This window comes from Robiginitalea rubriflava, from assembly GCF_052540725.1.
The window spans coordinates 1312115-1326268 of record NZ_CP199309.1; the positions used below are offsets into that span (position 1 = coordinate 1312115).

The following is a 14154-nucleotide window of genomic DNA, read 5'->3' on the forward strand; positions in this document are numbered from 1 at the left end:
ACCAATACAAGAGACCTCCGTTGATCGGGGGTTTTTTTATGGCCGGAATTTCCGACTACTTGAACTTAACGGTTTTCAGGATGGCTTCCAGCTCAAACATATAATCACGCTTATTGGTGGAAGGGGCGAAGGTAAATCCCTCGAGAACCAATCTGCGATTGTTTATACTGTCATTGATGATATAGGTAAGAAAGGGCCCGGCCATAGGGTAGTTTACCACCTCCCAGATCCCTCGTACCTCCACACCCTTTTTTCCTCCGATTTCGGCCGGAAACACATAAGGGGCAAATGCCTTTTCTGTTCCCATATAGGTAATTCGGTCCGGAATATCAGGCCCGGGGATATACTTCTTGCCGATTGAATCGCGCATACTTACAATATCCCGGATAAAAGTTGAATCTGATTGAAAACTGTCTGCAGGCATTTCATAGGCGATAATATTCATACTGCCTTTCTGTATTTCACGATCGATCCACACAAAATTTTCTTCCTGCTTGCCAACCATATAAAGGGAGGGGAGTCTGAGGGAAATCCCGAATTTTTCTTCCAATACGGTTTCCTTACTTAGCGAACGGAAAAATCGTTGCTGGGCCTCCTCCAGCTCCATCTCGCGAATGGCAGCTATGACCTGGTGGGCATAGGTGTCAATGGTGCTGATCAGGACCGAATCTGACGGAGCCTTTATAACGCCTACTTTTTGTGGGGTCGCATATAAATCCGTCTGTACCTGTGCCCCGGATATGCTGTCACGGTTTATATATAAAACCGCCCGCCGATGCCGGGTTGTCCCTGTAAACACGCTGGGGGGCATCTGCTCCAGATTAAACAAGGGCTCATCCCAGGTGAGCCCCAGTACAGGGGCTGCAAAGTGTTCCCGGACCTTATCTCCAACAGCCCCTTCCCACAGGTCGTTATCCATTACAACCGCCAGGGTATTGATCGCCCCAAGGGATGCCGGTTTATACTTTTTTTTGGGTCCTTCCTTACAGGATACGCAAATCAGCAAAGCCAACACCACAATTCTCACTACTTTCATGCTAATATTTTTACTATGAACAATTACATAACTTCAAACGGGTGCCCGGTTGCAGGTTGTTGCCGCGTATCCCGTTCCATTCTCTTAAGTTCTCTACAGACACGCCGGGATATTTCTGTGAAATAGTCCAGAGGGAATCCCCTTTCTCCACAACATGAACCTTAGGGCCGTCAGCAGTACCGGTTGATATGGTGGCGGCTTTTTGCGACTCAGCTTGCACGCTGGTAACCGGCTTCCTGGGGTAAATGGTCAGGCGCTGTCCAATTCTGAGGTCATTGCTTCTCAATCCATTCCACCTTTTAATCTGGCTTACCCCCACTCCGTAGCGTTCCGCTATTTTTCCGAGGTAATCCCCACTCCGGACCCGATACCGTATGCGATCATCGGCCTGGACCAACTGTGGCAGGGGGGCTTCCCTCTTCCCCAGCTCCTCCTTAACCTGGGCATAGATGGCCGCTTCATTATTTACAAATATTCCAATATTTCTCTTGGGTAAACGGAGGTAATAATCTTTTCCTGAAATTTCCGGAATGATGTTTAGTTTGTAGGCAGGATTCAGAACTTTCAGCTCTTCCATGCTAACCCCGCTATACTTGGAAATCTGTTCGAACGTAATGGTAGACTTTATCTTAACGGTGTCTGTTACGAAATAAGGCCGATTTGCTTTTGTGTATTCCAGCCCGTGCTCCCGCGCAAATTCAAAGATGTACATGGTGGCAAAAAATGCCGGTACGTAGCCTGCGGTTTCTCTGGGCAGGTTTCGGCGGATATTCCAGTAATTCTGATACCCCCCAGACCTTCTGATGGCTTTGTTGACGTTTCCCGGACCCGAGTTGTATGCGGCAAGGGCCAGGTCCCAATCTCCGAATATTTCATATAATTTGGAGAGATACTTACAGGCTGCCTCCGTTGCTTTCACCGGATCACTCCTTTCATCCACATAGCTGCTCACATCCAGGCCGTACATTTTTCCAGTTCCGTACATGAATTGCCAGAGTCCGGTGGCTCCCACCCGCGATTTGGCACGGGGGTTAAGGGCAGACTCCACTATGGCGAGGTATTTTAATTCCAGCGGCAGGTCGTATTTGTCAAGAGCTTCCTCAAAAAGCGGGAAATAGAACTGGCTGGCGGTTAGCATGCGCTGCATCAGGTCCTTTTTCTGGATCAGAAAAGAGTTGATCACCCCCTCAATGGATGGGTTGTATTCAATATTAAATGGGGTTTTTTTATTCAAAAGCACCAGGCGGGCCTTGAGGGTTTCGGTATCTACCAGCTGTTTTAAGGGCGTTATTGTGTCTGTTCCAGCCTGCTGAACCCCGGCAAACATCTCCGGAAAGCTTTGTCCGGAAGCAAATAATTCCACCAGCCAAAGGCTGTCGTATCGCGAAGCAGCCTCCAAATCTATTAGCGCCAAGGAATCCCGTCTTTCCAGTTCAATTACAGGGGCATCAATAATCAGTTTCTGATTGCCTTTTGACAAAAGGGAGTCCTTTTCAGAACCGGCAGATTTGCCGGCTGGGACATCCTGCCCTGAAAGCGTCCCTGCCAGGCATAGTAAACTCAGAAAAGACAGAATTCTCATAGGGTCTTGGAATGTTAAGAGTACCGCAAACTAAAATCGGTCATTTTTGGTAAAGAATAAAATTTAGACTCTTAAAGTGCTCTTAAGCCTTAGGGAAAGCTCACTTTGAATTAGTCTTCCAATATGGCCGCAATCCCGGGAAGGACTTTCCCCTCCAGACTTTCCAGCATGGCGCCGCCCCCTGTGGAAACATAGCTTACCTGAGATTCAAAACCAAACTGCTTTACAGCAGCTACCGAATCGCCCCCTCCAACGAGCGAAAATGCCCCTTTATCTGTGGCTTCTGCAATGTAATTCCCCACTGCAATAGTCCCTTTGGAAAATTGTTCCATTTCAAATACTCCAACCGGGCCATTCCATAGAATGGTCTTCGAGTCCAGAATTACTTTCTTAAAAATTTCAAGGGTTTCCGGACCCGCATCCAGGCCTTGCCAGCCCGCTTCTATCTGGTCTACAGGCATCACTTTGGTTTGGGCGTCATTGCTGAAGGCGTCTGCGGCAATAACATCTACCGGCAGATGTACCTCTACATTTTTCGCTTTAGCTTTTTCGAGAATGGAGAGGGCAAGATCTGCTTTATCGGGCTCACAAATAGAGTCCCCTACCTTCCCTCCACGGGCTTTCACAAACGTATAGGTCATGCCGCCGCCTATGATCAGATGGTCAATTTTATCAAGGATATTTTCAATTATGGTAATTTTACTGGAGACCTTTGCCCCTCCCAGAATAGCGGTTACCGGTTTTTTACCCGTCTCCATGACCGTCTCAATAGCCTTGATTTCTTTTGCAAGCAGGTATCCAAAACATTTTTGATCCCCAAAGGAGGAAGCGACCACCGTAGTGGATGCATGTGCCCTGTGTGCCGTGCCGAAGGCATCGTTCACATAGATATCTCCCCATTGGGCCAGTTGTTTTGCAAAATCTGCATCTCCAGCTTCTTCTTCCTCATAGAAACGCAGGTTTTCGAGCAGTAATATTTCCCCGTCTTCCAATTGCGAGACAGCTTCTTCTGCTTCTTTGCCAATACAATCCGAGACAAACTTAACCTCAACCCCAATGATATCCGATACGGCATCACAAATATGGGAAAGCGAAAGCTCCGGGCTGGGTTGTCCTTTCGGGCGACCGAGATGACTCATCAGAATAGCACTACCCCCATCTTCGAGTACTTTGATAATTGTAGGCTTTGCAGCCTCTATTCGGTTGGTGTCGGTTACCTCAAAGGCTTCATTCAGGGGTACATTGAAATCTACCCGGATCAGGGCCTTCTTCCCTTCAAAATTAAAGTCGTCTATGGTCTTCATGAATTGTCTGTTTTATTGAGGAGTACGAAAATAACCAATAATGCCCGTGAATCCCTGCCTTGCATGATAAATTTTTAATCCTGCTATATCAAAAATAGTATCTTTGGGCCAATGCGTTTTTCGGATATTTTAGGGCTTCAGCATCTGAAGCAGCACCTCACCACTTCAGCTGATAACGGCAGGGTTCCGCATGCTCAATTATTTGTAGGTCCTGAAGGCTGTGGCACGCTCCCAATGGCAATTGCCTATGCGCAATATTTGCTTTGTGCTAATCAAAATGGAGAAAATACGGGAGGGCAACCAGACTGTAATTCCAAATGTGAAAAGCTAATGCATCCAGACCTGCATTTTGCCTACCCTGTTGCCAACTCCGGCACCGTTAAAAGCCATGCGGTAAGCGACCACTACATCAGGCAATGGAGGGAGTTTATAGATCGCCAGCCATACGGCAACCTTTTTGACTGGTACCAGAGCATCGGGGTAGAGAAAAAGCAGGGTCAGATTGGAGTGGACGAAGCGCATGACATTGTAAAAAAACTCAGCCTGAAAGCTTACGAAGGCGGATATAAAATCATGATAATCTGGATGGCGGAAATGATGAACAATGCCGCCGCCAACAAGCTGCTAAAACTAATTGAGGAGCCTCCAGAAAACACGGTGCTCCTTATGATTGCAGAAGACGAGGAGCAATTATTGCAAACCATTCGCAGCCGTTGCCAGGTACTGCATTTCCCTCCCCTGCCGGAGCAGGTCATTGCAGAAGGGCTTATCAAAAACGGGTCTTCGCGGGAGGAGGCCACACAGGTTGCCCATGAGGCGAATGGCAATTTCAACAAGGCGCTTGATTTGCTGCTTAACGATTCTGAGGACCTTGTGTTTGAGAAATGGTTCATTCAATGGACCCGTACCGCTTTTAAGGCAAAAGGCAATAAGGCTGCGGTACATGAACTGATCCTGTGGAGTGAGGAAATCGCAAAAACGGGCAGGGAAACTCAGAAAAAGTTCCTGTTGTATTGCCTTACATTGATTCGTCAGGCGCTTTTGCTGAATTATCGCGTAAACGAATTGGTATACATCAATATCCACCAGGAAGATTTTAACCTCCAGAAATTTGCCCCTTTTGTGCACGAGAATAATATACAACCTATGGTGCGCGAACTGGAATCAGCCATTTACCATATAAGCCGGAATGGCAACGCGAAAATCGTTTTTACCGATCTTTCTATAAAACTAACCAGGCTTTTACACATGAAAGCCGCCTGAGTAAACACCAATAATGAAAACAATTCTGTCCAACATTACCGAGATTTTAATTCTGTTGATGCTCCTGATAACCCTTTTACAAAGCGGCTGGGATAAAGTATCGGACTGGAGTGGAAACCTATCCTGGTTAAAAGGGCATTTTGCCGAGTCCCCATTTAAGAATATGGTTCCGGCCTTGCTCGGAACCCTATTGGTATTTGAACTGGTTTCGGGCCTACTGTGTCTGCTGGGTATTTATCAATTAGCCTTTAATGATGATGGCAGCCTGGCGCTTTACGGTGCCATCTTTTCGGCAATAACCTTGTTGATGTTGTTATTCGGGCAACGGATTGCAAAAGACTACGAAGGTGCCCGGACAATAGTTGTATATTTTATTCCAACCGTATTTCTTGTCTTCCTTCTTTCAGTATAAAAAGACCCCTCACTTTCGCGAGGGGTCTTTCCTTAAATCTGCTAAAGAATTTCTTATTTCTTGTACGCTTCGTTCAGTACCTGCAGCACTTCTTCCGTTACATCTTTCGCTTCAGCACCGTAGAGGACTCCTCCTCCATCGCCGCCTCCTAAAATGAAGGTATAACCGTTTTGCTCCCCGTAAGACTTAATGGCTTCTTTTACGAGCGATACAACGCTGTCCATCTGAACCTGCCCCTGCTGCTGCATTCGCTGTTCTTCCTGCTGCAGCTGCTGCCCAATCATTTGAGCCCGTTGTTGCAGGTTTCCATATTCCTCCTGTGCCTTTTGGTCAGACATTCCCTTGGATTTGCTTTGCATCATCTGTGCCTCTGCCTGGAAAGCCTGGGAAATACTATCCCTCTTTTGAGCAAAGACCTGCGATTTTTGCTGATAGGCAGCTTCAACATCTATTTTTCGCTGATAGCCGTCCATCAACTTTACATTGTCAACAAAGGCAATTTTATCTTGTTGGCAACCCGCCAGGATAAATACAGCTATCAATATTAATACGTTTCTCATGATTCCTGTTTTGTCAATTAGCACGCAAAAATAGAAAAGCTTTTCAGATGGGCCCCGAAAAAGTTGTTAATTTCAAATAGCCTATAAAACCAACTATTAGTTATGTCTATTGTTCAAGCCTCTTTCTATTGTTATAATCTATTTATAAAGACTATTATTCAAGCCCCCTGTTTTAACCAAATGTTTTTCGGGATAGGATTCGATGTCCGGAATGAGAAGTAGGCTTATATAGGCTTATTTGACCTCTATAGCCTTATGAAGGATGTATATGTGAGAAGAATACTCCTTGCTGAGTAACCCACTCAGGTTTGAGAACCATCCGATGAAGAATGCATACAATGGTGCAAACCGATTTCCTTTGTATTTCTCAGACAGCCAGCTCACATAAAAAGCATCAAACCACATCGGCTTAATCTGCTTCAGTACAAACCCCCTCGGTTCGAAGACTTTTTTGACAGAGGCTTTTGAAAAGTGCCAGAGGTGTCTCGGCACATCATAAGCAGCCCAGTTCTCTTTATAGAATTTGGCATCAAAGGAATTGTGATTTGGAAGGGCCAGAATCAAAACCCCCTCAGCCTGCAGACGCTCCTTAATAAACCGAATATATTTTTCAAGATCCGGAACGTGTTCTAAAACATGCCAAAGCGTTATAACTTCAAATTTTACCTCCGGAAGATCCTCGATTTCTGATGCTATCTGCAAATTCTTTTCCCGGGATAAATTCCTGGCAACCTTATTGGGTTCTACTCCGAGAACGGTCCAACCTTCCCTTTGAGCCCTTAACAGAAATGACCCCGTTCCCGAACCAATATCCAGAAGTCTTCCCCTGGAGCTAGCAAACCGGTTGATCAGCTTTATTTTCCTTTTCAGGCTTTGTCTTTTTACTACCTTATATAAAAATCCCATCAGCCCGGATGGATTGTCGGTATGCGAAACATAGTCGGGAGACTGGTAATAGGATTCTAAATTTTCGGGTACAGGCTGGGTTTGAAAGATCCCCGTTTCCGGATCAGACTTTAAGCGGAATGATTCACCGCTCACCAAATGGTCCTTTATTTGCAGGGATTCTTTAGTCAAATGGAGAGTATCGGTTTATTTGTAATTTATAAATAATGCAATGTTCCACGTGGAACCTACCGTCCCAAATAGACCAGTAATACGCTGATATCGCTTGGAGATACCCCACTTATCCGGGAGGCCTGGGAAAGGGTTGCCGGCCGGATGGCTTCCAGTTTTTCCCTGGCTTCATAAGACAGGGAGGCTAGCTTTCTGTAATTAAAATTCTCAGGTATCTTGATATTTTCTAAGCGCTGTAATTTATCGGCATTAGTCTTTTCTTTAGCAATATAACCAGAATACTTTACTTCAATTTCTGCCTGTTCCAGTACCTCAGCCCCCAGCTTATGTCCACTCACATAGTCTGCCACATCCTGTACTTTAAGCATCTGATCCATACCAATTCTCGGCCTGGCGAATACCTTATAAAGTTTATCCCCCTGACTTACTTTCTGGGAACCCACAGATTCCAGAATTGGATTTATCTCGTTTGGATTAAAGCTTGTTTTTTTAAAAAATCCTACCAGGTCTTCGCTTTCCTTCTGTTTTTTCTCCACTTTCTTTAGTCTCTCTTCGCCTGCTAATCCTAACTTGTATCCTATTTCTGTTAATCGGAGGTCCGCATTATCCTGTCTTAACAGCGTTCTGTATTCGGCCCTGGAGGTAAACATACGGTAAGGTTCTTCTGTTCCTTTGGTTATGAGGTCATCAATTAAGACTCCTATATAGGCCTCATCCCTTCTTAAAATAAATGCTTCCTTCTCCTTCAATTTTAAATGAGCGTTTATTCCTGCCATCAATCCCTGACAAGCTGCTTCCTCATACCCGGTCGTTCCGTTAATCTGCCCGGCAAAGTACAGGTTACTGATTAGCTTTGTCTCCAAAGTGTGTTTTAATTGGGTAGGCGGAAAATAATCATACTCAATAGCGTATCCTGGCCTGAAGAATTTCACTTTTTCAAAACCAGCTACGGATTTTAAGGCTCTAAACTGTACGTCTTCCGGCAAGGAAGTAGAAAATCCATTTACGTAAACCTCCACTGTATCCCATCCTTCGGGCTCCACAAAGATCTGATGCCTATCCTTATCTTTAAATCGGTGGATTTTATCCTCAATGGAAGGACAGTATCTCGGACCTATACTTTTTATTCGCCCATTAAACATAGGGGATCGATCAAATCCCTCACGCAACAATTCATGTACTTCCTCGCTGGTATAAGTCATATGACAATCCCGCTGTTGTTTCAGCACATCTGTGCTGAGAAAAGAAAAGCATCCAGGGTCCGCGTCTCCTGGCTGTACTATCATTTTAGAATAATCCAGACTCCTGCCATCTACTCTGGGTGGCGTTCCCGTCTTCATTCTCCCAGATTCGAAGCCGATTTCCTCTAGTTGTTCGGTGATTCCTGTAGCCGCTTTTTCACCAGCCCTGCCTCCTCCAAATTGTTTATCGCCAATATGAATTAAACCGTTTAAGAAGGTGCCGTTAGTTAATACTACTGCCCTTGCAAAAATGTCCAGGCCTAAAGAGGTCCTGACTCCAACCACCCGGTCTTTTTTTACCAATAAACCCCGAACCATCTCCTGATAAAAATCTAAGTTCTTTGTTCGCTCTAAAGCAAGGCGCCACTCTTCGGCAAATCGCATTCGGTCACTCTGGGCCCTCGGGCTCCACATTGCCGGGCCCTTAGACTTATTGAGCATTTTAAATTGAATGGCAGACTTATCTGTTATAATTCCGCTATACCCCCCAAGGGCATCTATTTCGCGAACAATCTGACCTTTTGCTATCCCGCCCATAGCCGGGTTACAAGACATTTGGCCTATGGTCTGCAGGTTCATAGTAACCAATAATGTCTTTGATCCCATATTAGCAGCAGCAGCGGCAGCCTCACAGCCCGCGTGTCCTCCTCCAACAACTATAATATCATACTCTTCTGAAAACATACTTAATGTTTCACGTGGAACAATTTCAGGCAGGTATTCTCTTCCTTCCTCATTTCCCTCTGTTCGCTTTTAGTTTTATCTCCAAAACCCATCAAATGAAGCACGCCATGTATCATCACCCTTCTTAATTCTTCTTCTCCTGATGTTTTATATGTTTTTGCATTTTCTTTTACCCTTTCAACTGAAATAAAAATATCCCCGGCAACACCTTTTTGGCTCTCGTATGAAAAGGTCAGGATATCGGTATAATCATCATGGTCTAAATAATGCTTATTCTTTTCCAATAAGTACTCGTCATCACAAAAGATATAATTCAAAAAATCTATGCTGTACCCATACCCCGATGCACACCTAATAATCCAATCGGTATATTTTTTCTCATCTACCTCTGCGGCTGTCTCATAAAAAAACTCAATCATTTTCCTTGAAATACTCCTTCACCTTTCTTTTATAAATGCGCCGCAAAGGTAATACTTGTCTGTTTAACAATTCAACGTCAATCAATTGTTTTCTAAATACTTCCGGCGGTGTCGTAAGCGGCCCCGTGAACGTCTTTTTATTGGTATTACTCTTCCTTCTGCTTTCCTCTCCCTGTTCCATTGCGGCATTCTCCAGCTTCATTAATTGTTGCTGTATTCTATTTAGCCTTCTAACCGTGTTGTTTGTTATTCCGTTTCGCAGTAATTCATTCTCGAATTGCTCCATTTCTGCTGCTATCTTCTTTGCCAATTCCTTATCTGCCTTCATAATCATGTCTTCCAATTGTTTTTCCAACTCTCTCCTAATTTCCTGTTGCTTCTTATAGATTTCATACACCTCTTCATATCCCAACTCATCAGAATTTCCTTGGTTCCCATCATTTCCTTCCTGACCGTTTCCTTTCCCCGAAGCCTCCTCAGCCTTTTTATCGCCTTCTACACCATCACTGCCTCCTTTTTTCTTTCCGCCTTGAGACTGTCCGTCCTCACTTTCCCCATCTCCCTTTTCCTTTCCTGATTCGCCCTGACTCCCGCTTTTTCCTGATGATGATCCCTGCATCTGCTGCTGTAACTCCTCCTGACTCATAATTATATCCGGTAATTGCTTTCCTCCTCCAGAACCCTTCCCGGGCTTCATAGATTCCTGCATATTATCCAGCACATCCGCTAAAAATGCCGCCAGTTCATTGGAGGCCGTGAGCACATATTGTTGATAGGAAGCCCCCCGATACCACTGGTTCTCACTAAAACTTTTTAAGGCTTTATCGGTATTATAATACACATCTGTAATCTCCTTATTGACTTTTTCAGCGATCTCGGCTTTTCGTAACGACAAAGCAAAAAGACTGTCGTCTACATGTTCAAATAGCTTCCGTAATTCCTGTTGTTTTCGCGTATAGGAACTACCCCTTACCTGATCACCATTAAAATCAGTTACCCTATCGAATAGTGTTTCCTGTTCCAGGGAGTACACCACTAAATTATCCAGGATTTGCCTTAGCATCTCGGCGTCTTCTGCCACGCCACTCTCCGCTCCTGCTGACCCTGCTGTTTGTAGTGATTCCCCAAGTTCTTTTAACTTTCGGGCTGCAGCTTTTTGCTTTTTATTTGCCTTTTCTGCCTGCTTCGTTTTTTCATTATCATCCGGGCTGGCATCATTTATGATTTTTTCGGCTTCCTCTTGTTCCGCACTGATCTGCTGCTCCTTCTTTTCATCCCTTGACCATGGAAGCGGCTTTCTCAAATCCTCATTATCCCTTTCCAGTTCTTTTAGTTCTTCTGTTAACTTCCGGAATTCCTCATTTAATTTGACCTGTTCCCCTTTGGTCTGTTGTTCCTTTAAATTTTTATTTTCAGATAATCGCTCTTGCCGCTCAGCCTGTTTGATTAATTCCCGACTCAATTGTGCAGCCTTTTGCTCAACATAATAACGCTTAGTTAACTCCAGTAACTGTTCCAGGCTGCGTTCATTTCCCATCTGTTGTTTTGCGATCTCTTCCAGCTTTTCCTGTAAAGCCCCCTTATCAAGCTTGTCCAGTACTTTTCGCATCTCTTCCATCATCTCAGCATTTCGCCTGGCCTCTGCCTCCTGTCGCTCAAGACGCTCCTTTAGTAATTCGTCCTTTTCCTCCTGCTCCTCCGTTTTCATATTCTCAGAAAGCGATTTGCTAAACTTCTCCATCAACCTTTCCTGCCTGATTTTCTTTTGCAGAAATTGATCCAGTTCCTTTTCATCTTCGTAATTCAGGGCAGACTTTTCTCTCTGGTCATTCATTAGCTGCTCCAGCTCTTTTTCATTTTCCTGTAAGAATTCCCTGGATTTATCAAGATTTTCTATCAAATCCCTGTCCAATTCCAATCGAACGTTTTCCAAGGCTTCTGCCCCGAGTACACGCATATAAAATTCCTCACTCCGACCTCTTTTTCCTCCTCTTAATCCGTCATTGTCGGTGGCCTGAAAATACAGTACATAATTACGATCCGCGTCCAGCTCCAATCCTGACGGAAACGTATAATAAAATTGCCTGAAAATACCTCCTGCCTTCGCAATCTCCACTTTGACATGCTCGTCTTCGGACTGACCCTCAGCGTAATAGACCAGCTCCAGCTTCCTTAATCCATGATCATCCAGTGCCTCCCCCATAAAATAAGCTGCATTCGGATTGAGTGAATCCCTGACCATTTTTACGCGTATTTCCGGCCGCAGATCCGGCACCACCTCAATAGCATAGCGCATTTGATCATAATCCCTGACATTACCGTTAGAAGTAGTCATGTAATACTCATTGTCCTTGAAGAGCTTTTTGCGGACATAAAACTGATTATTATCTGATAACAGCACAAAGGAAGTATCCCTGTCCGAATAATTTAAGGCCTCTGTATGTACTGTAGATATCTGCCATTCGATTTGGGTACCCTCGGGAACTGATGCGTTTCCGGTACCTTTTATTGTTTTGTTATCCAGCCCCAAATATGCGGGGTATTTGAGTTCCATTTCAAACCGATCAACCACAGGGACTTCAAATACTTTCAGCATATATGGGCTACTGCGTACTCCGTTAGCCTGCAGGTAAAAGTTTTGTGTTCTTAAAGGTGGTCGAAAGGTGTATTCAAATTCACTTGCCTTATCTTCCATTATATAGGGCTTATCCCCAATAATCACAGATACGGATTCTGGCTGCACCTTACCTTCTGTCCGTACCCTGAGGACAAAAGCTTTGTCTTCCTGTGTCTTCAGGTTTTCATTTAAGATCGCAAACGCAAAGGGGGCGGGGGCCTCAAAAGCCATATCGTATTGCACAACACGCTTATAAGACTGCAATAGTTCCAGGCCTTTTCCACTGACCCAAATCAGTGCGCATATTCCTGCCAGAATAGCTACAAACCGAAAATATTTATATCCCTCCTTAAGCGGGATTGCTTTTGTAAACGGGATTTCCTTAAGCCCGGCTGATCGCTGTTCGATACTTGCCAGTAACAAATCGGATTTTTCCTTGTTGCCGGCCAGTTCCAACAAATTCTGGAGGCGATCTGCCACTTCCGGAAAATGTGTGCCAATTAACCTGGCGCTCTGGTTGTAGCTAAGGCCTTTCTTTATCCGGAATAATTGAAGTATCGGGATGATCAGGTACCGATACGCCAATAAAGCAAAGAGTAGCAACATCCCCCAGAAAAGTACAGTCCTTAGGCCACTGCTCATCCAAAGTAAATACTCGAGAACGCTGGATACCACTACCGCCATCCCCAGGCTAAAAACAAAAAGGCAGCCTCCTTTTATCAATTCCCGGATATAGTATTGATTCAGAAAGGCTTCCAGTTTCCTGACGATAAGTTGATAACTTTGCAAAATCAAGTATATTTAATACCAAGATAGTATGATGCCGCCAATTCAGGGGCCAAAAACATGTTAAAAGGCGAGATGAAGGAGTTTAAATACCTTGCTGCATTCAGTATCCCCCTTACTGCCTGGGTAGGTATCAGCCTGGGTGGCTATTACACTTTTCTGACGCCCCTCTATGCCTTTGTATTTATCCCGCTCCTGGAGATGCTGCTTCCCGAGGATCCGGCCAATACTTCCCCGGCAGTAAAAGCAACAGATAGAATCAATCCTGTTTTTGATTGGTTGTTATATCTGAATATCCCGATAATAATGCTGCTGCTGTGGTTTGCATTCAATATTGTTGCCGACAATGCCCATCCTATTTACGAGTACATCGGCATTGCCTTTTCAGTCGGTATTGTACTAGGCACGAATGGGATTAATGTTGGACACGAGCTCGGGCATCGTATATCAGGGGTCGAACGCTTTCTTGGTAAAATATTGCTGTTACCAAGCCTGTACATGCATTTTTACGTGGAACACAATTTTGGCCACCACTTGCATGCGGCTACCCCTGAAGACCCGGCAACAGCCCGATATAACCAGTCGGTATATTCTTTTTGGTTCACCTCGGTAATCAGGCAATACACTAATGCCTGGAAGATTCAATTAAAGCTGCTACAAACCGGGAATAAACCCTTTCTTTCAACAGATAACAATATGTTCTGGTTCAGCCTTTTTCAGGCAGCATACCTTTTACTGCTCTGGGCTGTTTTTGGAATTGAGACGGTCGGTTTCGCCATCCTTTGTGCCATAATCGGATTCCTGCTACTCGAAACCGTTAACTATATTGAACACTATGGGCTTTTGAGAAAGAAACTTCCTTCCGGCAGATACGAAAGGGTACAGGAGATTCACTCCTGGAACAGCAATCACCTGGTGGGCCGGATTGTGCTGTATGAACTAACGCGCCATAGCGATCATCACTATAAATCCTCCAAAAAATATCAACTGCTGGACTATCACAGTAAATCCCCGGATATGCCTTTCGGATACCCTACCTCCATGGTTTTGGCGCTGATTCCTCCACTTTGGTTCCGGATTATGAACCCAAGGATTCCGGAGGCCATGAAACCCGCCTGAGAAGCCTTGTTTCTTCAGTTTGCAAGCGTATCTTTGCTTTCCAAATTAAATTAA

At 44.7% G+C, this 14154-nt stretch carries 11 protein-coding genes; 3 read left to right on the forward strand and 8 right to left on the reverse strand.

Annotated features, from left to right (window positions below; all coding sequences use genetic code 11):
• Nucleotides 1-55: 55 nt before the first annotated feature.
• From ACT6NU_RS06065 to ACT6NU_RS06075, 3 genes are all read right to left on the reverse strand, one after another.
• Nucleotides 56-1036 (reverse strand): DUF4837 family protein, encoded by a 981-nt coding sequence (locus ACT6NU_RS06065; protein ID WP_445383568.1) that lies wholly within the window; start codon nucleotides 1034-1036, stop codon nucleotides 56-58.
• Nucleotides 1037-1049: 13 nt separating this feature from the next.
• Nucleotides 1050-2618, reverse strand: a complete 1569-nt coding sequence (locus ACT6NU_RS06070) for a LysM peptidoglycan-binding domain-containing protein (RefSeq protein WP_445383569.1) — start codon at nucleotides 2616-2618, stop codon at nucleotides 1050-1052.
• A 110-nt stretch (nucleotides 2619-2728) separates the two neighbouring features.
• A complete protein-coding gene (locus ACT6NU_RS06075; protein ID WP_445383570.1) occupies nucleotides 2729-3922 on the reverse strand; it encodes a phosphoglycerate kinase in 1194 nt (397 codons plus the stop codon).
• Nucleotides 3923-4033: 111 nt separating this feature from the next.
• Here ACT6NU_RS06075 and holB point away from each other — a divergent pair, with 111 nt between their 5' ends.
• A complete protein-coding gene (gene holB, locus ACT6NU_RS06080; protein WP_445383571.1) occupies nucleotides 4034-5185 on the forward strand; it encodes a DNA polymerase III subunit delta' in 1152 nt (383 codons plus the stop codon).
• A gap of 13 nt (nucleotides 5186-5198) precedes the next feature.
• Nucleotides 5199-5597 (forward strand): DoxX family protein, encoded by a 399-nt coding sequence (locus ACT6NU_RS06085; protein ID WP_445383572.1) that lies wholly within the window; start codon nucleotides 5199-5201, stop codon nucleotides 5595-5597.
• A gap of 53 nt (nucleotides 5598-5650) precedes the next feature.
• Here the strand turns inward: ACT6NU_RS06085 and ACT6NU_RS06090 are convergent, their stop codons facing one another.
• The 5 genes from ACT6NU_RS06090 to ACT6NU_RS06110 form a co-directional block, all read right to left on the reverse strand.
• A complete protein-coding gene (locus ACT6NU_RS06090) occupies nucleotides 5651-6157 on the reverse strand; it encodes an OmpH family outer membrane protein (protein WP_445383573.1) in 507 nt (168 codons plus the stop codon).
• A 234-nt stretch (nucleotides 6158-6391) separates the two neighbouring features.
• Nucleotides 6392-7234 carry a class I SAM-dependent methyltransferase gene (locus ACT6NU_RS06095; RefSeq protein WP_445383574.1) on the reverse strand — a complete coding sequence of 281 codons (843 nt, stop codon included), beginning with the start codon at nucleotides 7232-7234 and terminating at the stop codon, nucleotides 6392-6394.
• Between the two features lie 56 nt (nucleotides 7235-7290).
• Nucleotides 7291-9159 carry a tRNA uridine-5-carboxymethylaminomethyl(34) synthesis enzyme MnmG gene (gene mnmG / locus ACT6NU_RS06100; protein ID WP_445383575.1) on the reverse strand — a complete coding sequence of 623 codons (1869 nt, stop codon included), beginning with the start codon at nucleotides 9157-9159 and terminating at the stop codon, nucleotides 7291-7293.
• Between the two features lie 2 nt (nucleotides 9160-9161).
• Nucleotides 9162-9578: an rRNA maturation RNase YbeY gene (gene ybeY / locus ACT6NU_RS06105; RefSeq protein ID WP_445383576.1), complete on the reverse strand. Its 417-nt coding sequence runs from the start codon at nucleotides 9576-9578 to the stop codon at nucleotides 9162-9164.
• Complete coding sequence (locus tag ACT6NU_RS06110; RefSeq protein ID WP_445383577.1) at nucleotides 9571-12984, reverse strand: hypothetical protein; 3414 nt, start codon at nucleotides 12982-12984, stop codon at nucleotides 9571-9573. The genes ybeY and ACT6NU_RS06110 overlap by 8 nt, the downstream gene beginning before the upstream one ends.
• Before the next feature lie 72 nt (nucleotides 12985-13056).
• Here ACT6NU_RS06110 and ACT6NU_RS06115 point away from each other — a divergent pair, with 72 nt between their 5' ends.
• Nucleotides 13057-14100 carry an alkane 1-monooxygenase gene (locus ACT6NU_RS06115; protein WP_445383578.1) on the forward strand — a complete coding sequence of 348 codons (1044 nt, stop codon included), beginning with the start codon at nucleotides 13057-13059 and terminating at the stop codon, nucleotides 14098-14100.
• Nucleotides 14101-14154: the final 54 nt, after the last annotated feature.